Consider the following 19,018-nt stretch of genomic DNA (forward strand, 5'->3'; position numbering starts at 1 on the left):
TGCTCAGTAAAGGGGTTTCTATGGTCACCATGAAGGATGTCGGGCGCGAGGCCGGAGTCTCGGCCATGACCGTCTCGAACGTGCTGCGCGGCAACGACAACGTCGCCCCGGAGACGGCGAAGCGCGTGCGCGAGGCCGCCGACCGGCTGCACTACCGTCTCAACACCACCAGCCTGTCCGCACGCAGCCTGCGCGTCTCCACCAGCCGCCGGGGCCGCACGTTCGGCACCATCGGACTGGCCATCTTCGAGCTCGACCGGCCGTACCCCTCCCAGCTCGCCTCGCTGATCTCGCAGGCGGCGGAGAAGCGCGGCTACCAGACCGTGGTGCAGGAGACCCGCATCAACGCGGAGAACGAACGCTCCATCATCGAGCGGGTGTCCAACCAGTTCTGCGACGGGCTGATCTTCAGCTCCAGCCGACTGTCCGCCGCGGAGATCGAGCAGTTGTCCAATCACCGGCCGACCGTGCTGCTGGACGACGACCGCCCGCAGCATGACATCGATACGATCCTCACGCCGAGCGAGCTTGGCGCGCAGGCGGCCATCGAGTATCTGTGGGCCGGCGGCAAGCGGCATATCGGCATCGTGGGAGGCCTGGGGGAGGGGTCGGACGAGCATGAGACCGCCGATTCGTACGACACCCGCCATCGCCGCCTGATGGGCTGCAGGAAGGCCTTCGAGAAGCTGGGCGTGGACTGGTGGGAAGTGCCGATCATTCCCACGCCCTGGAACGATGTGGAGGCCCGTCAAGCCGTCAAACAGTATGCCGATGTGATCCGTTCCTGCGACGCGCTGTTCTGCATGACCGATACCACCGCGTTCGGCGTGATCCGCGGACTGAAGGACCTGGGGCTGAGCGTGCCCGAGGACATCGCCGTCATGGGATTCGACGGCATCGAGATGGGCGCCACGATGGTGCCGTCGCTGACCACGGTGGCGGTGGACATCCCCATGGTCGCGCAGAAGGCCGTGGACATGCTCATCGAGCGCATCGATGACGAATCGGACCGCGAGCGCCAGCGCATCGTGGCCGACTTCCACATCGAACGACGCGAATCCGCGTGACGGCATCGGCCCTACGGGCCGATGCTGTGTTTTCCGCAGGCTCACGCCTGCTCCGCTTCTCTCCCTCAGTCCGCCTGCGGCGTCCAGCTCCCTCGTCAGAGGGAGCCAAGAACTACACCGTATAAGGTCTTGCCTCCCTCTGACGAGGGAGGTGGCATCGGCGAAGCCGATGACGGAGGGAGAGAAGCCAAGCAGGCGCGAGCCTGCGGAAACGCCGCATCGACCGCAGGCCGATTCCTCTACCGCCTCACCAACACAACAAAAAAGCGGCCCGCATAGGCCGCTTTTTCAATGCTTGACGAAAAGTCCGTATCAGTCGTCGCCGAGCGTGAGGTGCACGCCGCCGACCAGGGTGCTGACCACGTTGTAGATCAGCGCCACGATGGTGGTGAGCAGCGTGATGATCACCACTTCGACGATCGAGAAAATGGTCACGGCGGACACCACGGTGGGCAGGGACAACACGTTGCCCAGGTTGAAGGAATCGGCATCCAGGCCGGTGGAGGAGACGATCTGCGTAATCTGGCCGAACACGCCGACGGCGTCCAGCAGCAGCCAGACGATGGTGGCGGCGACCACCTGGATGATGGCGCCGGCGATCGACAGCAGGAACGAGACCTTGGCCACGGACCAGGCGTCCACGCGGGTCAGGGACAGGCTCATGCGGCGGGCGCGCGGCGCGGCGCGGCGCACGGCCGGACGGACCGGGGTGGTGCCGGACGGCGGCAGCGTGGATTCCTCCGGGTCGCTGGAAACGGAGCGGGCCACACGCGGTGCAGCATGCTCGTTGGTGGGCTGGATCGCTGCGGGCTCGTCGTTTTCGAGATTCTCGCTCATCGTTTCTCCTTCAAGGGCTTAATCGGTAGCCTCGTTGTTAGCGAGGCTACCAGTGTTTCAGGACTCCGCTCGCGCCTCGTCCGCGTTGTTTTTCGTCTTATCTCGGCTCCCCTCTGTGAAGGGAACCGAAAACGGTCACTCCTCGGTAGGAGCCTCGGTGGCAGCGGACTCCGTGGCGTCGGCAGCAGCGGTCTCAGCAGCCTCCGCAGTCTCCTCGGCGTCCTCCTCGTCCTTCTCCTCGTTGCGGGCGATGGACAGGATCTCGTCGCCCTTGTCCGGCTTGGCGAAGGTCACGCCCTGCGTGGCGCGTCCGGTGCGCTTGACCTCGTCCACGTTGGAGCGGATCACCTTACCGGACTTCATGATGGCCATGACCTGATCGTCCTCGGAGACCACAAGCGCGCCCACCAGCGAGCCGCGGCCCTCGACCAGCTGCACGGCCTTGACGCCGTAGCCGTTACGGCCCTGCAGGCGGTATTCCGAGATCGCGGTGCGCTTGGCGAAGCCCTCGTTGGTCACGACGAACAGGTCCTTGTCGGAGTCGGCCGGGACCACGTCCATGGCCAGCAGCTCATCGCCGTCGCGGAACTTCATGCCCTGCACGCCGGCGGTCTGGCGGCCCATCGGGCGCAGCTGATCGTCGTCCGCCTCGAACTTCAGGCTCATGCCGAGCTTGGAGACCAGGATGATGTCGTCCTCGGCGTTGCACAGCGCGGCGCCGATGAGCTCGTCGGCGTTCTCACCGTTCTCGTCCGCCATGAGTCGCACGGCGATCAGGCCGCCCTGACGCGGCGAATCGTATTCGGCCAGCGGCGTCTTCTTGACCTTGCCCGAACGGGTGGCGAGCACCAGGTACTTGGCCACCTCGTAGTTCGGGATGGACAGCACGGTCTGGATGGCCTCGTCCGGCGCGAACTGCAGCAGGTTGGCCACATGCTGGCCCTTGGAGTCGCGCGAGCCCTCGGGCAGCTCGTACGCCTTGATGCGGTACACGCGGCCCTTGTTGGTGAAGAACAGCAGCCAGTTGTGCGTGGAGGTCAGGAAGAAGTGGTCCACCACGTCGTCCTCGCGCAGCTTGGTGCCCTTGATGCCCTTGCCGCCGCGGTGCTGGGCGCGGTATTCGTCCGCCTTGGTGCGCTTGATGAAGCCGGAGTGCGTGACGGTGACCACCACGTTCTCCTCGGCGATCAGGTCCTCGACGTTCATCTCGCCGGAGAACGGCAGGATCTTGGTGCGACGGCCGTCGCCGTACTTGGCCACGATCTCGTCAAGCTCGTCGCCGATGATCTTGCGCTGGCGTTCCGGCTTGGCGAGGATGTCGATGTAGTCGGCGATCTTGCGCTGCAGCTCCTCGTGCTCGGCCACGATCTTGTCGCGGTTCATGCGGGTCAGCGTGCGCAGCTGCATGGCCAGGATGGCGTCCGCCTGCACCTGGTCGATGTCGAGCAGCTGCATCAGGCCCGTGCGGGCCGCGTCCGTGTCCTCGGAGGCGCGGATGAGGGCGATGACCTCGTCCAGCATGTCGAGGGCCTTGAGGTAGCCCTGCAGGATGTGGTCGCGCTCCTCGGCCTCGCGCTTCAGGTAGGCGGTGCGGCGGGCGATCACGTCGAGCTGGTGGCCCACCCAGTGGCGGATGAAGGCGTCCAGCGAGAGCGTGCGCGGCACGCCGTCCACGAGGGCCAGCATGTTGGCGCCGAACGTCTGCTGCAGCTGGGAGTGCTTGTACAGGTTGTTGAGGACCACCTTCGGCACGGCGTCGCGCTTGAGCACGAGCACGAGGCGCTGGCCGGTGCGGCCGGAAGTCTCGTCGCGCATGTCCGCGATGCCCTGGATCTTGCCGTCGCGCACGGCCTCTCGGATGGAGACGACCAGTCGGTCCGGGTTGACCTGGTAGGGCAGCTCGGTGACGACCAGGCACATGCGGCCGTTGATCTCCTCGGTGTTCACCACGGCACGCATGGTGATCAGGCCTCGGCCGGTGCGGTAGGCCTGCTCGATGCCCTTGTGGCCCAGGATGGTGGCGCCGGTGGGGAAGTCGGGGCCCTTGATGCGCTGGATCAGGGCCTCCAGCAGCTCCTCGCGGCTCGCGTCCGGGTGGTCGAGCGCCCAATGGACGCCGTCCGCCACCTCGCGCATGTTGTGCGGCGGGATGTTGGTGGCCATGCCCACGGCGATGCCGGACGAGCCGTTGACCAGCAGGTTCGGGAAACGCGCGGGCAGCACGGTGGGCTCCTGGGTCTTGCCGTCGTAGTTCGGCAGGAAATCGACCGTCTCCTTGTCGATGTCGCGCACCATCTCCATCGACAGCGGCGCCATACGGCATTCGGTGTAACGCATGGCGGCGGCCGGGTCGTCGCCGGGGGAGCCGAAGTTGCCCTGGCCGTCCACGAGCATGTAGCGCATCGACCACGACTGGGCCATGCGCACGAGGGTGTCGTAGATGGCGGAGTCGCCGTGCGGGTGGTACTTACCCATGACGTCGCCCACCACGCGCGAGCACTTGTTGTAGCCGCGGTCGGGACGGTAGCCGCCGTCGTACATCGCGTAGATCACGCGGCGGTGCACGGGCTTCAGGCCGTCGCGCACGTCCGGCAGGGCGCGGTCCACGATCACGCTCATCGCGTAGGCGAGGTAGGACTCGCGCATCTCCTGCTGCAGGTCCTTGCGCTGGATGCGTTCGCCGGCCAGCAGGCCGTAGTCGGTGGTGTCCGCCTCCTGCGGGCTCAACGGCTCCATCGAACCGTCCGGCGTGAACTGCTCATCGCCGTTGTCGCCGCCGGCGGGGTTGGCACCGCCCGGCATGGTGTTGTTTTCGTCTGCCACTTAAGTTCCTTTTTCCGTCCTGCGGCTCCCCTCTCTGAGGGTGAGCCAATCATCAATCACGCATCGATCCAGCTGACGTTCTTGGCGTTGCGCTGGATGAAGAGTCGGCGGGGCTCCACCTCGTCGCCCATGAGCATCGAGAAGGTCTCGTCCGCGGCCGCGGCGTCCTCGATGTGCACCTGCTTCAGGATGCGGTGCTCGGGGTCCATGGTGGTCTCCCACAGCTCCTGGTAGCTCATCTCGCCCAGACCCTTGTAGCGCTGGATGCCCTCGCCCTTGGGCAGCTGACGGCCCTTGGCCTTGCCCTCGGCGAGCACGCGGTCGCGCTCGGCGTCGGTGTACACGAAGTCGTGCGGGCCCTTGGTCCACTTGAGGCGGTACAGCGGCGGCATGGCCACGTACACGTAGCCCGCGGTGATCATCGGGCGCATGTAGCGGAAGAACAGCGTGAGGTTCAGCGTGGCGATGTGTGCGCCGTCCACATCGGCATCGGCCATGATGATGACCTTGTGATAGCGCACCTTGGAGATGTCGAAGTCCTCACCGTAGCCGCCGCCCACGGCGGTGATCAGCGATTCGATGGTGTCCGACTTCATCATGCGGTCCAGGCTGGCGCGCTCGGTGTTGAGGATCTTGCCTCGAAGCGGCAGGATGGCCTGCGTGATCGGGTTGCGTCCCTGGATGGCGGAGCCGCCTGCGGAGTCGCCCTCCACGATGAACAGCTCGCACTCCTCCGGATTCGAGGACTGGCAGTCCTTGAGCTTGTCCGGCATGCCGGCGGACTCGAAGATGGACTTGCGGCGCGTGTTCTCGCGGGCCTTCTTGGCGGCCAGGCGGGCGCGGGAGGCCTCGATGGCCTTCTGGATGATGTTCTTGGCCTCGTTCGGGTGGGCGTCGAACCAGTCGCCGAGCTTGTCGGTCATCACGCGCTGCACGAAGGTCTTGGCCTCGGAGTTGCCGAGCTTGGTCTTGGTCTGGCCCTCGAACTGCGGGTTGGTGAGCTTCACGGAGATGACGGCGGTCAGGCCCTCGCGCACGTCGTCGCCAGAGAGGTTCTCGTCCTTGTCCTTGAGGATGCCCTTCTCGCGTGCGTAGCGGTTGACCAGGCTGGTCAGCGCGGCGCGGAAGCCCTCTTCGTGGGTGCCGCCCTCGGTGGTGGAGATGGTGTTGGCGAAGGTGTGCACGGACTCGGAGTAGGCGGTGGTCCACTGCATGGCCAGTTCGGCGGAGATGCCGAGCTTGAGGTCCTCGGCCTCGAAGCTGATGACCTCGTCCTCCACCGGGGTGGTCTTGCGCACCTTGACCAGGTAGTCCACGTAGTCCTTGATGCCGTTGGCGTACTGGTAGGTGACGGTCTGGTTGGTCTCGCCGGCGTCCGGTACGCCGTCGCCGGTGACCTCGTCGCCGGCCTGGTCGGGCTCGCGCAGGTCGGTCAGGCTGATCTTGAGGCCCTTGTTGAGGAAGGCCATCTGCTGGAAGCGGGAGCGCAGCGTCTCGAAGTCGTAGACGGTGGTCTCGAAGATCTTCGGGTCCGGCCAGAACGTCACGGACGTGCCGGTGGACTCGCCCTCGGCCATCGGCTCGCCCTGCTTGAGGCGGGCGGTGGGGTGCTGGTCGATATACGTCTGGGTCCAGTGGAAGCCCTGGCGGCGCACCTCGATGTCCACGCGGGTGGACAGGGCGTTGACCACGGAGATGCCCACGCCGTGCAGGCCGCCGGAGACGGCGTAGCCGCCGCCGCCGAACTTGCCGCCGGCGTGCAGCTTGGTCATCACGGTCTCCACGCCGGAGACGCCCTCGCCGGGCACCTCGTCCACGGGGATGCCGCGGCCGTCGTCCACCACGCGGATGCCGTTGTCCGGCAGGATGGTGACTTCGATATGGCTGGCGTATCCGGCCAGGGCCTCGTCCACGGAGTTGTCCACGATCTCGTAGACCAGGTGGTGCAGGCCGCGCGGGCCGGTGGAGCCGATGTACATGCCCGGGCGGATGCGCACCGCCTCAAGGCCTTCCAGCACGCGCAGATCGGATGCTTCGTAGTGCTCGGGAGCCATGGATTCGTCGAGCTCGCCTTCGGTCAGCTCCGCATTGTTGATATGCTCGTCAGCCGCCTTCAGCTGTTCCTCTTTGCTGGTTTCGTCTGCCAACAGGCTTCCTTCCGTAACTTCAAGGTCAGCTCGCAAACGAAGGTCATTTGCAAGGGTGATATGGCTTAGGAGGCTCGTAAAGGGCTCTTCCAGCCGTTTGACCATACTGCATGTGATTTTACTCGTCTAACACGACGAGCGCCATAGCGAGGCCTCTGAAGCATTTTTCAAGGATTCACGGCTCCATTGGGCCGGGAAGCCGCCCTCTCATCGCCGAATGGTCGCCGTTCAACCCCGCTCCACGATCCGCCCCCCGCTGATGGGGAAGCCAAAGGAAGGATCGGCTATTTGCGACGGGCCCATTTGCGGGTGTATCCGGCGGCGGGGCCGGTCACGCGGATCTCGTTGATGGTCAGTCCCTTGAGGTTGCGGCGGATGGTTTCAGTCAGCTGGGGGATGAGGTAGGTCAGCTGCGTGGCCCAGACGGTGGATTCGGCGCGGATGATCAGGATGCCGTCGCGGAAGTCGGCCACGGCGGAATGCTGGGCGATCGCCGGGCCCACCACCTGGTCCCAATGGTTGCGCAGCTGGGCGAGCTTGAGGTTCGAGGCCCAGACGCCGCTGCCGGCGATGGTGGTCATGACCGACCCCAGTTCGGCCGGGTCGCGGCCGGGCTTGCCGAAGTTCTCCAGCGACTCCTCCTCGCGCCGGCGTCGGTCCTTGAGCAGCGCCCCGCGCCGGGAGAGCCGCTCGAACACCTCTGCGGGCAGTTTTGCGGCATCCAGATGCAGCGCCTCGGCGATCGGCGGCCTCATGCCGCATCCTTCCCGACGGGCTTCTCATCGGCCGCCGATGAGTCCACAACGCCACCGGCTCGCCCCGGCTCCATATCGGCGCCCCGACCGACCTTCGGAGAGTCGGCCACCGCGGGCTCGGCCGCCGCGGGAATCAGCGCCGGGGATGCATTGGCTTCGGACGCAGGCCTGTCGCCCTCACCCGCAGCGCACCCCTCTTCTCCCCACTCGATACCCTTGTTTCGCTTTTCTCGCAAACCGGACAATAATTCCGAAACCAACCGTTCGTTGGGATCCGGCTCGACCAGGGCCGCAACGTCGATGAGATGTGCGTCCCGGTGCGCGGGAACATCGCCTTCGGCGGCCACGGTGACGAGCACCTGGTCCTGCTTGCCGGCGAAATCGAGGATCTGCCGGCGACGGTTGTCGTCCAACTGGGCGAACACATCATCGAGGATCACGATGGGCTTGACGCCCAACCGTTCGCGCACCACCTGGAACAACGCCATCTTGAGCGCCAACGCCATGGTCCACATCTCGCCGTTCGACGCGAACTCGCGCGCGGCCATGCCGTCGAGCTCCAGTTCCATATCGTCGCGCTGGGGCCCGATGAGATTCACGCCGCGCGCCACCTCGCCGGGGTAGATGCGTTGGAAATGCTCGCTGATCGCCGGATGCGGATCGTCATACAGCAGCACCTCGTCGAACGAAGGCGCATAGGTGAGCCGGACCGCCCCGGCCTGCGAGGCCAGCTGTCCGTAAATCGCGGCGAACGGTTCGGCGAGCAGGTCGATCACCCGCCGTCTCATGCGGGTCAGGGCCATGCCGGCCTCGATGAACTGGCCGGTCCAGATTTCCAATCCGCTCAACGCCGCATCGACCGGAACTCCGGCGTTCGCATTGGCGCCGATCTGCTTCAGCAGCGTCGCCCGCTGCTTGCCGATGCGGGTGAATTGCTGCAAAGCCGCGGAATATCCAGGTTCCAGCAACGCCCCGGCCTGGTTCAGCATGGCCCGGCGCGCCCCGGGATCGCCGGCGACCAGCCGCTGGTCCTCGGGAGTGAACGAAACGCTGGGAATCTGGCCGATGATGTCGCGCAGATACAGCGATTTTCCGGAATTGATGCGGGCCCGGTTCGCGCCGTGCGCGTGAATCGCCGCCTCATACGTGGTCTCGTCGGACGAATCGTCATCGAATACGACGTTCGCGCGGATCGTGGCGGTCGGCTGCCCGCGTTCGATGAGCGGCAACGTGCCGGAAGTGCGATGGCTCGCCCCGGTCGACAGCACTTCGACGGCCTCGACCAGATTGGTTTTGCCCAATCCGTTGCGGCCCACCAGAATGTTGACGCCCGGAACGAAATCGACCACTACCTGACTCCAGGAGCGGTAGTGGTCTAGTGCGAGACGGGAGATGTACATCAGTTGTTGAAGCGCATGGGCACCAGCAGGTAGCGGTAGTCCATGGATTCGTCGGAGTCGGCCTCCTGCTGACCGTTGAATTCGACCGGCTTGACCGGGGTGGTCATCTTGATGCGCACGAACGGTTCGGCGATGGCGGACAGACCTTCCTTCAGATAGCTCGGGTTGAACGCCACGGTGATGTCGTCGCCGTCCATGTCCACTTCAAGCGTTTCGTTGGCCTGGGCCTCATCGGCGGAACCGGCGGAAAGCTGCACTTCCTGGCCGGAGAAGACCATGCGGATCGGGGCGTTGCGCTCGGCCACCAGGGCCACGCGGCTGATCGCGTCGAGCAGATCCTGCTTGCTGACCACGGCCTGGATTGGGTATTCGTCGGCGAACAGGCGATCCACCGCGGGGAACTCTCCGTCGATGAGCTGCGAGGTGGAGACGCGACCGGCGTTCTCGAAGCCCAGCAGCGTGGGGGAGTCGGCGTCGAAATCGAGGCGGATGTTCTGGTGTTCGTCGAGGGAACGGGCCACATCCTTGAGCAGCGAACCGCGCACCAAGGTGGTGGTCTCCACGTTCGGATCCTGCGGAGTCCAGGTGAAGGTGGCGCGGGCCAGACGGAAACGATCGGTGGAGGTCATGACCACCTTGTTGCCCTGGAACTGCATGCGAACGCCGGTCAGCACCGGGCGGTTCTCCTCGCGGGAGACCGCGACGCACGCCTGGCCCACCGCCTGCACGAACGTGGGAGTGTCGACCTGGCCGAGCGCCGGCGGCACGGTGGGCAGATCCGGGTATTCGGCATCGGGCATGAGCTGCAGGGTGAAGGTCGACTTGCCGGAGGTGATGGTCAGGGTCGATTCGTTGGTGACGAGGTAGGTCTTCTCGCTGCGCAGCGATTTGGTGATGTCGGCGAGCAGTTTGCCGAGCACTAGGGCGGAACCGGATTCGTCGACACCGGCCTCGATGTGGTGACGGGCGGAGATTTCGTAGTTGAAGGCCGAGAACTGCAGCGTTCCGTCGATGGCTTCAAGGCGGACGCCCGCCAGAATCGGGTTGGAGGGGCGTGCATCGATGACGCGAGAGGTCCAGGCGACGGCATCGGCCAGTGCGGCGGTATCGATTTCGACTTTCATGTGTGATTGTTCCCTTCGTCGGATGATCTGAGCAACATTCTAGCGGCTGGCGACTTGGTCCAGTACGTTCGGTTGGTCCGGCGTTATTATGGCGATGGTGAATTCGTAAGCACTGTAGGTAATAGCCATAATAAGCGCTGTGGATAGTGTGGATAAGTGGGGCCGAGACCTACTGCCATAACGGTTGATAACTTTTGCAGAACTGTGGATAACTTCTGCATAGATGGTGGACAACTAGCCGACTTATCCACAGGCGCTTCGATTGATTTCGGTTTTCCACTTTCGAAGCCGATTTATGCACGAGTTTTCCACTGAAAAACAGTGGGTAATCCACGACTTATCCGCAGAGTTTACCCACATTTGTGAATAAGTATGTGGATAACTTTTCCCCACTTTCGTCTCCCGCACGGCGTGTTGCGGACCCGATCCGGCTGGGAGAATCGTTTTCAGCGACCGTTTTCGAGGGTTTTCCGGCGCCGGGCGCACAAAGTGCCGAAATCGGTCTCCAGGATCGATTCTGCTGGTTTGGGGTTGTGACTTGGGCGCCAGAGAGAACTTGGTGCCCCTCTTCGAGGGGAGCTGGCACGCGAAGCGTGACTGAGGGGGAGTCCGCGTGAGCACCCTTTTTCTGCTCCCCTCAGTCGTCTTCGACGACAGCTCCCCTCAGAGAGGGGCGCCGAGAAGACGGGATGAGTTCTCAATCGAGCGTTGAAAATCGCCGGACCGGTGAGAATCGGCGTCCGGGAGAATCGTTTCTGACGAACGAAAAAGGCCCTTTTCCATCGCACGGACGGAAAAGGGCCGAAAACGGTCTGTCAGACGGATCGTACGAGACGGGCGAACGGGTGGCTCAGTCGCTGCTGTTCTGCTTGAGACGCACGGTGAGCTCCATGACGTAGTTGTAGATCTCCTGCTTCTGCTGCATCTCGTCGCTCACGCGCGTGTAGGCGTGCATCACCGTGGTGTGGTCGCGGCCGCCGAAGACCTCGCCGATGTCGAGCAGGCTCATGCTGGTCATCTCACGGGCGAGGTACATGGCGATCTGGCGGGCCAAAGCCACGTTCTTGGTGCGCGAACGGCCCACGAGATCGTCGAACGTCAGGTGGAAGTACTTGGCGACCTGTCCGATGATGTCGGTGGGCTTGATCTCCACGTCGGTGGTGAAGAAGTCCTGGAGGGTCTGTTCGGCCAGGGCGCGGGTGACGGGTTGGTTGCTCAGGGAGGCGACGGCGGTCACGCGGGTCAGGGCGCCTTCGAGTTCGCGGATGTTCTCCGTGAAGCGTTCGGCGATCAGGTCGAGCACGTCGTTGGGGATCTTGGACCCGTTCATCGACGCGATCATCCTCAGGATGGCGATGCGGGTCTCGAGGTCCGGCGGCTTGACGTCCACGGTGAGTCCCGATTCGAAGCGGGAGATGAGCCTGGCTTCGAAGCCCTTGAGGTTCTTGGGGGCGACGTCGGAGGCGATGACGATGCGCTTGTTGGCCTGGTGCAGGGAGTTGAACGTGTGGAAGAACTGGTCGAGGGTCGCTTCCTTGCCGCCGAGGAACTGGATGTCGTCGATGAGCAGCACGTCGACCTGGCGGTAGCGTCGGTTGAATTCGGCGATCTGGCCCTGGCTTTGGTTGGGGTTCTGCAGGGCGTCGATGAATTCGTTGGTGAATTCCTCGCTGGTGACGTACCGGACCTTGAGGCTGGGGTCCTTGACGAGCGCGTAGTTGCCGATGGCGTTGAGCAGGTGGGTCTTGCCCAGGCCGGAGCCGCCGTAGATACACAACGGATTGAAGTCCTGGCCCGAGCCCTCGGCCACGGCCAAGGCCACGGTACGGGCGAACCGGTTGGAATCGCCCGGCACGAACGAATCGAACGTGAAGTTCTTATTGAGATGGGTCTCAGGATCCCGGTTCATCTTCTGCTGGCCCACCGGGAAGCGCGGCTCCGACTGGGGCACCATCGGCTTCGGCTCGGGGGCGGAGGATGCGGACGGACCGCCGAACGGTTCCTTGCCGAAATCGGCGACGGTCGGATTAGCCTCCATCGTGAACGGCGCGTTCGGCTTCCTGCGTTCGGGCTCGGTATGCGGCACCACCTTGAACGCAGGGAACATGTCCTGGCCGGTGGCCGTATGGAGTGCCTGGACCAGCGGGCCGTTGAGGTCGCCCTGGACCGCACGCAGCGTGACGTTGTTGTCGACGCACAGCACGATGGTCGAACCGTAGACGCCTTCGGGCACCACGCCCTCCAGCCAACCCTTCTCGCGGGCGCTCAGCGATGAGTTATGCTTGAGCACCGTCAGGGTGTTGGCCCAGATGTGAGCGGCCTCGACGGCAGGGTCGCCGGAAGTATGCACCATGGTCGGCCCTTTCTTCGCTCTGGCGTGGATAATACAACTAACTATGTTTACTCCGATATGGGGAAGTTATCCACCGCGTTGCGTGTTGAAAACACTGGAATGTGAATAACATACATGTAATTTGTGGATAACTTTCGGCCCTGAATGCCTGATTTTCCGCCGTTTCGCGGGTTGCTCCGGCGTGTCGTGGGCCGTGTCGAAATGTGAAAACTCCCCTCTCGTTTTGACTTCGGACTAGGGGTGAGGGTAGCTTGGTATAGCTTGACTCACGTGAGGGCAGCGCGAAGCGTTGCCGAATAGACCTAGGAGCAATTATGAAGAGGACGTTCCAGCCGAACAACCGCCGTCGTCACATGAAGCACGGCTTCCGTCTGCGCATGCGCACCCGTTCCGGCCGCGCGGTGATCAACCGCCGTCGCGCCAAGGGCCGCAAGTCCCTGTCCGCCTGATTCGGTCGGACCATTACCACAGCGGCATAGTCGAGGTGGAGCGGCTACAAAGCCATCGTGATTTTGTCACCGTGCTCAAGCGCCGGCGCAAGGTGGGTGGCAAGGATATCGTCGTGCACTATCTGGTGCCCGGCGCGGTTCGCGATGAGGAACAGACGTCGAATCACCGACGTCTGGGATTGGCCGTATCCAAATCGGTCGGCAAAGCGGTCACGCGCAATACGGTGAAGCGTAGGTTCCGGGTATCGGCCCGGGCCCACGAGCATCTGCTTCCGGAGCAATGCGATATCGTGCTGCGCGCCAAGCCGAGCGCCGCGACCGCGGATTTCTCGTCATTGGACGAGCAGATCGCCAAGGCTTTCGCTGCGGTGGCACGGAAGACGGCTTGAATCATGGCTTTTTCCTTCAGGGCGGTGTTGATTGCGGGAGTGCGCTGGTACCAGCGCAACATTTCCGCAAACACACCGCCCTGTTGCAAGTATTACCCAAGTTGCTCGAACTATGCCATTCAGGCGCTTGAACGATATGGCGCATTCAAGGGCGGGTTGCTTGCCGTGTTGCGTCTGCTGCGTTGCAGGCCGTGGAGCCGCGGGGGCATCGATGATGTTCCCCAGCGCTATTCCGTGTTCTATCGATTTTCGTGGTCGAAGGCCCATGAGGAGCCTCGACTGACCCCATTGGCCACAACTCAAGGAGAGGCCCATCGATGACTAACCCAAACCAATTCCTTCTGGACAGCGGTTTCTGGGGATTCTTCTATAAGATTCTGACCCCGGTCGAATGGCTGCAGACCTGGATCCTGAAGCTGGTTCATGATTTCTTCGTGCTGCTCGGCATGAACGAGATCGGCGTTTCGTGGGTCCTTGCCATCATCTTCCTGGTGCTGGTGGTGCAGGCGTGCATCTTCCCGCTGTTCTACAAGCAGATCAAGTCGATGCGCAAGATGCAGGCCCTCGCGCCGAAGATGCAGCGCATCCAGAACAAGTACAAGGGCAAGACGGATCAGGCTTCGAAGGAAGCCCTGAGCCGTGAGATGATGAAGCTCTACCAGGACAACGACGCCAACCCCGCCGGATCCTGCCTGCCGATGCTCATCCAAGGCCCGGTGTTCATGGCGATGTTCTACACGCTGTCCGCCATCCCGTACATCGCGAACGGCGTACGCGAGGAACCGCTGGGTGCCTTCGACGTGGCCACGGCCAAGCAGTTCACGCAGACCGACGTGTTCGGCATCGTGAGCGTCACCGACAACTTCACATCCGCCGCGTTCGGTGGCAAGATCGTCATCGGCATCTTCGTGGCGCTGATGTGCTTCTGCCTGTGGTTCGTGCAGTACTTCAGCATGAAGCGCAACATGGCCGCCGCCTCGATGAACAAGCAGGCCGAGTCCATGCAGAAGATGATGCTGTGGATCTTCCCGGTCATGTACATCTTCTCCGGCGTGACCATGCCGTTCGCCGTGCTGGTCTACTGGCTGACGAACAACGTGTGCAACCTGGTGCGTACGCTCTGGCAGGTCTACTACTTCCCGACCCCCGGCTCCCCGGCGGCCGAGGACAAGGAGAAGCGCGACCACCGCATCGAGAACGCACGCCGCGCCAAGGAAGGCCGCCCCTCTCTGGAGGAGGAGGCCCTGGTCAAGGCCAAGGAGGAAGCCGAGCGCAAGGACGCGCGTGGCTACCAGCGCCAGCAGCCGGTGCGCAAGAGGAAGAAGAAGTAGCGCGATAGGGGAGCGCGACTGGGGGATGGGTGTCCGATGTTTCACGTGAAACACCGGACACCCGCAACACCGGTCCACCGGTTTCGGGCGGACTGGGCTTAGACTTGGAATTCATACCTGACATAAAGGAGAGGCATATGGCACAGGATGATGTGAAGACGATCGATCAGCTCAACGAGGAAGCTGACATCGCTGCCGATTACCTCGAAGGACTACTGGACATCGCCGACTACGAAGGCGACATCGAAATGGGCGTGCGCAACGATCGTCCCACCGTGCAGATCGTCGCCGACGATGACACCGACATCAAGCACCTCATCGGACGCAACGGTGAAGTGGTGGATGCCCTGCAGCAGCTCACCCGACTGGCCGTGCAGCAGAAGACCGGCGAACGCTCCCACCTCATCGTGGACGTCGACGGTTTCCTCAAGCGTAAGCGCCAGCGTCTGCGTGACATCGCGCTGGACGCCATCGATGCGGTCAAGGACACCGGCGAACCGGTGGACCTCAAGCCGATGAACTCGTTTGAACGTAAGGTCGTGCACGATGTGGTGCGTGAGGAAGGCCTCAAGTCTCGCTCCCATGGTGAAGAGCCGCACCGTTATGTGACGGTGTACATGCGGAGCAAGGCCGAGGATGATGAACTCGAAGACGAGGAGTGATAGAGTCAAGACTTGATTGACCGATTCCCCACATACGGTGGTGGATGGCGCGTTGCGCCGGTGGATGGTTTACTAGGGAGGATCATCCACCGGCGTTACGCCGACCGATCCGCCGGTCGTGTGGGATCGGGTCAATCAGCGTGTGAAGTATTCGGATGATGGAGATGGCGTCGTAAGGCACGGCGCCTTTTCCATGCCGAATACCTGGATACGTAGTACGGATAAGCCGGATGTTTCACGTGAAACAAGGACGACAAGGGGAATGGCTATGACGGATCAGCTGACCGGTTCGCCGGTACTGGCCGAAGTGCTGGGTGACGCACTGCCTCAGCTCGAACGTTTTCATGCCAAGCTCGCCGAAGAGGGGGAGCCGCGTGGCCTGATCGGACCTCGTGACGTGGACATCATCTGGGAGCGGCATATCCTGAACTCGGCCGCCATCGTGCCGTACGTGCGCGAGGTGACCGATGGCATGCGCTTCAAGACCGTGGCCGATGTGGGCAGTGGTGGTGGATTTCCCGGCGTGGTGGCTGCGGCCTGCCTGCCTGATCATGAGTTCACTTTGATCGAACCGATGGAGCGCCGTATCGAATGGCTGCATGAATGCGTCGATCTACTAGAGCTGAAGAACGTGACGATCGTGCGCGGCCGCTCCGATGAGGTCATCGCCGCCGTGCGCAAGCGTAAGGTGCATCCGTTCGCGGTGGTCACCTGCCGTGCCGTGGCACCGATGACGAAGCTGTCCGGCTGGACGCTGCCGTTGCTGAAGTCGCAGGGACGTCTGGTCGCATTGAAGGGACGTTCGGCCCAAGCCGAAATCGATAAGGCCGCCAAGGAGATCGCCCGTTTCGGTGGCCTGCGTCCGCGCGTGGTGGAGGCCCCGGTTGGCCCCGGCCTGGAACCCACGCATGTGGTGCTGGTGGATAAGCGATAGGGGAGAGACGGTCATGGCATGGCAGTTATCCACAATCGCAGGTCCGCCGAAAAGTTATCCACAATTTCGGCCAGAGAAGTGCACAACTCGCAAAACGTTGCAAAATCAACGGTTATAGAGGGCTCTTGTGGATGCGATAACGAGGGAATCGTCCACGTTATCCACAGTTATCCACAATGCGGGTCGAAATAGTGGATAACTCAAACCATGTCCACACGAATGAGAACACTGGAACATACGTCTGTGCAAGGAGGAACGATGGCCTCGAAGGATCATCAATCGGAACCGATGGAAACAGCTTCCGAAACCCTTCATCGTATTTTTGATGGGCAGGGTTCCGTGCTGGGTAACCAGATTGCCGACGAATCCTCCCGCTACGAGGCACTCAAGCAGGCGGTCTTCCCCAAGCCGGCGAAGACCCGTCGCATCGCCGTCGCCAACCAGAAGGGCGGCGTGGGCAAGACCACGTCCACGGTGAACGTCGCCGCCGCGCTGGCCAACAAGGGCGCGCAGGTGCTGGTCATCGACATGGATCCGCAGGGCAACGCCTCCACGGCTCTTGGCGTGCCGCATGCCTCGGGGGACAAGTCCGTGTATGACGTCATCGAAGGACGCGCCGGACTGGGGGATGTGCTGACGGTCTGCCCGGACTTCGCCACGCTGGACGTGGTGCCGGCCTCCATCGACCTGAGCGGTGCCGAACTTGAGGTGGCGGACCTGCCCAACCGTAACACCCTGCTCAAGGAGGCGCTGGACCTGTACCTGCGCCAGTCCGAGAAGCACTATGACTACGTGTTCATCGACTGCCCGCCGAGCCTGGGTCTGCTCGTGATCAATGCCATGTGCGCGGTCACGGAGATGCTTATCCCGATTCAGGCCGAGTACTACGCACTGGAGGGTCTGGGCCAGCTCATCAACACCATCGGTCTGGTGCAGACGCACTTCAATCCGGTGCTGCTGGTGTCCACCATGCTGGTCACCATGTTCGACCGCCGCACCCTGCTGAGCCGCGAGGTGTATGGCGAGGTCAAGGGACACTACCCGAGCATCGTGCTCAACACCACCATTCCACGTTCCGTGAAGATCTCCGAGGCACCCAGCTTCTCGCAGTCGGTGATCGCCTATGACCCACGCGGCATCGGCGCGATCGCCTACGGCGAGGCCGCTCTGGAGATTGCCAAGCATTCCCAGCAGGTGCTCGACGCCATTGATGCGAGGAGGAAGAACAACTCATGACATCGAAATCTCGACTCGGCAAGGGCCTCGGTGCATTGTTCCCCACGCTGCCGGGGGAGCAGGATGCCAACGCGCAACTGGAACTGCTGCCGGATACCGATAAGCATGATGGAGCCGAAGCGCAGGCCGGGGCCGGTGCCACTGCCGTGAAGGACTCGGTGAAGTCCGGTAACGCCGGTGCCGTAGCGGGGGAGTCCGGTACGACCGCGAAGCAGTCCGCCAGCAAGCATCAGAAGAAGACCGCGGGCAAGCGTGCCTCCATGCCGAGCATCGGCGCGATCGCCCACCCAAGTGATCTGTTCTTCGGCGGTGAGGACGTTCCCACCGCCACCACGCCGATCGATACCTTCATGCCGATTCCGGGCGCGGCCCAGCATGCCGTGCGTGCGGACGAAAGCAAGGATGTTTCACGTGAAACATCTCAGCCGGCGTCGGCGGGCAAGGATAAGGATGCGAAGGATTCCACTGGTTCGTCCGAGCAGTCGGGCGAGGATAAGCCGGTGGAGCTGAAGCCGGTGGAGGGCGGCTACCTCGCCGAACTGAAGCTGTCCGACATCGGGCCGAATGCGCATCAGCCGCGTACCATCTTCGACGAGGACGAACTCAACGAGCTGTCCGCTTCCATCAAGGAAGTCGGCGTGCTGCAGCCCATCGTGGTGCGCCGCCGACCGGCGGATCAGATCGCCGCGGCCAAGGCCGAGCAGCAGTCCTCCGATACGGAGTCGAACGCCAATCCGTTCGCCGGGCGTATGGACAGCCCGTATGAGCTCATCATGGGTGAACGCCGTTGGCGCGCGTCCCAGCTCGCTGGACTGGAGACCATCCCGGCCATCGTCAAGACCACGGCAGACGATGACATGCTGCGCGACGCCTTGCTGGAGAACCTGCATCGTGTCGCCCTGAATCCGCTGGAAGAGGCGGCAGCCTATCAGCAGATGATCGACGAGTTCGGCCTGACTCAGGCGCAGCTGTCCAAGTCGGTGTCCAAGTCCCGTCCGCAGATCGCCAATACGCTGCGACTGCTCAACCTACCTGCCGCGGTGCAGAAGAAGGTGGCGGCCGGCGTGCTGTCGTCCGGTCACGCACGTGCGCTGCTGGGATTGACCGATCCTGAGGAGATGGACAAGCTGGCCTCCCGCATCATCGCGGAGGGACTGTCCGTGCGCAGTGCCGAGGAGATCGTCTCGATGAAGATCGCCTCGGGGGAGCAGCCCAAGAAGCCGAAGACCTCCAAGACCAACCCGTGGGTCGGATCCGCCATCCAGCAAAGCCTGGAGAACCACTTCGACACCAAGGTGTCCATCAAGGGCACACAGAAGCATGGTCGCATCGAGATTGTGTTCTCGTCGCCGGAGGATATGGATCGCATCCTGCAGTTGTTGGTTCCCGGACAGGGTGACGCCGCTGCGTCCGGTTCTGGCGACTCCAAGTGGGTGTGAACTCGTCTTGGCGGTTGATGGCCTAGAGATGGCCGAATAGCGTATCTGGACGCTGATGGAATAGGGGTATGC

The 19,018-nt window shown here is 63.0% G+C and carries 15 protein-coding genes and 1 pseudogene; 9 read left to right on the top strand and 7 right to left on the bottom strand.

What is annotated here, in order from left to right; genetic code table 11:
- Nucleotides 1–20: 20 nt before the first annotated feature.
- Nucleotides 21–1,067, top strand: coding sequence for a LacI family DNA-binding transcriptional regulator (locus KIH81_RS06445; protein ID WP_214304606.1), 1,047 nt, complete (start codon nucleotides 21–23; stop codon nucleotides 1,065–1,067).
- A gap of 312 nt (nucleotides 1,068–1,379) precedes the next feature.
- On the opposite strand, the gene KIH81_RS06450 is transcribed toward KIH81_RS06445, so the two are convergent.
- From KIH81_RS06450 to dnaA, 7 genes and pseudogenes are all read right to left on the bottom strand, one after another.
- Nucleotides 1,380–1,904 (bottom strand): DUF3566 domain-containing protein, encoded by a 525-nt coding sequence (locus KIH81_RS06450; RefSeq protein WP_109055926.1) that lies wholly within the window; start codon nucleotides 1,902–1,904, stop codon nucleotides 1,380–1,382.
- A 135-nt stretch (nucleotides 1,905–2,039) separates the two neighbouring features.
- On the bottom strand, nucleotides 2,040–4,727 hold the full coding sequence (gene gyrA, locus KIH81_RS06455; protein WP_420829132.1) for a DNA gyrase subunit A: 2,688 nt from the start codon (nucleotides 4,725–4,727) through the stop codon (nucleotides 2,040–2,042).
- A gap of 56 nt (nucleotides 4,728–4,783) precedes the next feature.
- Complete coding sequence (gyrB, locus tag KIH81_RS06460) at nucleotides 4,784–6,874, bottom strand: DNA topoisomerase (ATP-hydrolyzing) subunit B (RefSeq protein WP_214304607.1); 2,091 nt, start codon at nucleotides 6,872–6,874, stop codon at nucleotides 4,784–4,786.
- A 284-nt stretch (nucleotides 6,875–7,158) separates the two neighbouring features.
- A complete protein-coding gene (locus tag KIH81_RS06465) occupies nucleotides 7,159–7,629 on the bottom strand; it encodes a DciA family protein (RefSeq protein ID WP_214304608.1) in 471 nt (156 codons plus the stop codon).
- Between the two features lie 275 nt (nucleotides 7,630–7,904).
- A pseudogene (recF, locus tag KIH81_RS06470) lies at nucleotides 7,905–9,029 on the bottom strand (DNA replication/repair protein RecF); the annotation flags it as partial.
- Nucleotides 9,029–10,153, bottom strand: coding sequence for a DNA polymerase III subunit beta (gene dnaN, locus KIH81_RS06475; protein ID WP_109055923.1), 1,125 nt, complete (start codon nucleotides 10,151–10,153; stop codon nucleotides 9,029–9,031). The pseudogene recF and the gene dnaN, both read right to left, overlap by 1 nt.
- A gap of 850 nt (nucleotides 10,154–11,003) precedes the next feature.
- On the bottom strand, nucleotides 11,004–12,506 hold the full coding sequence (dnaA, locus tag KIH81_RS06480; RefSeq protein WP_214304609.1) for a chromosomal replication initiator protein DnaA: 1,503 nt from the start codon (nucleotides 12,504–12,506) through the stop codon (nucleotides 11,004–11,006).
- Nucleotides 12,507–12,820: 314 nt separating this feature from the next.
- Between dnaA and rpmH the strand changes: the two genes are divergently transcribed.
- The 8 genes from rpmH to KIH81_RS06520 all read left to right on the top strand — a co-directional run bounded on the left by rpmH (nucleotide 12,821) and on the right by KIH81_RS06520 (nucleotide 18,946).
- Complete coding sequence (rpmH, locus tag KIH81_RS06485; protein WP_007054596.1) at nucleotides 12,821–12,955, top strand: 50S ribosomal protein L34; 135 nt, start codon at nucleotides 12,821–12,823, stop codon at nucleotides 12,953–12,955.
- 35 nt (nucleotides 12,956–12,990) lie between these two features.
- Entirely contained in the window at nucleotides 12,991–13,344 is a 354-nt protein-coding gene (rnpA, locus tag KIH81_RS06490; protein WP_109055921.1) for a ribonuclease P protein component, read from the top strand.
- Between the two features lie 3 nt (nucleotides 13,345–13,347).
- A complete protein-coding gene (gene yidD / locus KIH81_RS06495) occupies nucleotides 13,348–13,665 on the top strand; it encodes a membrane protein insertion efficiency factor YidD (RefSeq protein WP_109055920.1) in 318 nt (105 codons plus the stop codon).
- Nucleotides 13,662–14,675 carry a membrane protein insertase YidC gene (gene yidC / locus KIH81_RS06500; protein ID WP_109055919.1) on the top strand — a complete coding sequence of 338 codons (1,014 nt, stop codon included), beginning with the start codon at nucleotides 13,662–13,664 and terminating at the stop codon, nucleotides 14,673–14,675. Before yidD ends, yidC begins: the two co-directional genes overlap by 4 nt.
- Nucleotides 14,676–14,812: 137 nt before the next feature.
- Nucleotides 14,813–15,337 carry a Jag family protein gene (locus tag KIH81_RS06505; protein ID WP_109055918.1) on the top strand — a complete coding sequence of 175 codons (525 nt, stop codon included), beginning with the start codon at nucleotides 14,813–14,815 and terminating at the stop codon, nucleotides 15,335–15,337.
- Between the two features lie 268 nt (nucleotides 15,338–15,605).
- On the top strand, nucleotides 15,606–16,271 hold the full coding sequence (rsmG, locus tag KIH81_RS06510; protein ID WP_214304610.1) for a 16S rRNA (guanine(527)-N(7))-methyltransferase RsmG: 666 nt from the start codon (nucleotides 15,606–15,608) through the stop codon (nucleotides 16,269–16,271).
- Nucleotides 16,272–16,529: 258 nt separating this feature from the next.
- Nucleotides 16,530–17,507, top strand: a complete 978-nt coding sequence (locus KIH81_RS06515) for a ParA family protein (RefSeq protein WP_193852550.1) — start codon at nucleotides 16,530–16,532, stop codon at nucleotides 17,505–17,507.
- A complete protein-coding gene (locus KIH81_RS06520) occupies nucleotides 17,504–18,946 on the top strand; it encodes a ParB/RepB/Spo0J family partition protein (protein ID WP_214304611.1) in 1,443 nt (480 codons plus the stop codon). Before KIH81_RS06515 ends, KIH81_RS06520 begins: the two co-directional genes overlap by 4 nt.
- The last annotated feature ends 72 nt before the right edge of the window (nucleotides 18,947–19,018 follow it).

The organism is Bifidobacterium miconisargentati (assembly GCF_019331675.1).
Taxonomy (GTDB): domain Bacteria; phylum Actinomycetota; class Actinomycetes; order Actinomycetales; family Bifidobacteriaceae; genus Bifidobacterium; species Bifidobacterium miconisargentati.

Coding starts and splice junctions, on each gene's coding strand:
- KIH81_RS06445 (WP_214304606.1), top strand. CDS start 21: ATGGTCACCATGAAGGATGTCGGGCGCGAGGCCGGAGTCTCGGCCATG.
- KIH81_RS06450 (WP_109055926.1), bottom strand. CDS start 1,904: ATGAGCGAGAATCTCGAAAACGACGAGCCCGCAGCGATCCAGCCCACC.
- KIH81_RS06465 (WP_214304608.1), bottom strand. CDS start 7,629: ATGAGGCCGCCGATCGCCGAGGCGCTGCATCTGGATGCCGCAAAACTG.
- dnaN (WP_109055923.1), bottom strand. CDS start 10,153: ATGAAAGTCGAAATCGATACCGCCGCACTGGCCGATGCCGTCGCCTGG.
- dnaA (WP_214304609.1), bottom strand. CDS start 12,506: ATGGTGCATACTTCCGGCGACCCTGCCGTCGAGGCCGCTCACATCTGG.
- rpmH (WP_007054596.1), top strand. CDS start 12,821: ATGAAGAGGACGTTCCAGCCGAACAACCGCCGTCGTCACATGAAGCAC.
- yidD (WP_109055920.1), top strand. CDS start 13,348: ATGGCTTTTTCCTTCAGGGCGGTGTTGATTGCGGGAGTGCGCTGGTAC.
- yidC (WP_109055919.1), top strand. CDS start 13,662: ATGACTAACCCAAACCAATTCCTTCTGGACAGCGGTTTCTGGGGATTC.
- KIH81_RS06505 (WP_109055918.1), top strand. CDS start 14,813: ATGGCACAGGATGATGTGAAGACGATCGATCAGCTCAACGAGGAAGCT.
- rsmG (WP_214304610.1), top strand. CDS start 15,606: ATGACGGATCAGCTGACCGGTTCGCCGGTACTGGCCGAAGTGCTGGGT.
- KIH81_RS06515 (WP_193852550.1), top strand. CDS start 16,530: ATGGCCTCGAAGGATCATCAATCGGAACCGATGGAAACAGCTTCCGAA.
- KIH81_RS06520 (WP_214304611.1), top strand. CDS start 17,504: ATGACATCGAAATCTCGACTCGGCAAGGGCCTCGGTGCATTGTTCCCC.